This is a genomic window from Xenorhabdus littoralis (assembly GCF_033949345.1).
GTDB lineage: Bacteria > Pseudomonadota > Gammaproteobacteria > Enterobacterales > Enterobacteriaceae > Xenorhabdus > Xenorhabdus littoralis.
Window position 1 is genome coordinate 1 of the sequence record NZ_VCDP01000116.1, and the last position, 314, is coordinate 314.

Sequence of the window (314 nt, forward strand, 5' to 3'; positions counted from 1 at the left end):
ACCTCAAAAAGTGGATTACGTTTTACTTTTCAGATAGCCGGCCTGCCTGAATCCACCTTTGCTGTGGGCGAGTTTTCCCTTCAGGAAGGGTTATCTGAACTGTTTACCCTCAACCTGACACTGGTTCAATCGCTGCCCGACAACCCTTTTCGGCCGAAACCGGAAATCGATTTAACCGCGCTGCTGATGCAGGAAGCGGTGTTACAGGTGTTTAACGGGGAAACGCTGCAACGCAAAATCACCGGCATCATCTCCCATGCCGACTGGACGGGCACCGATGGCAATAAGACGCTCTATACCGTGACGGTTCGTCC

General features: G+C 52.2%; 1 protein-coding gene. It reads left to right on the plus strand.

Going from position 1 to position 314, the window contains the following annotated elements:
* The coding region (locus tag FE394_RS18105) for a contractile injection system protein, VgrG/Pvc8 family (RefSeq protein ID WP_319927732.1) at positions 1 to 314 on the plus strand (314 nt) is incomplete at both ends.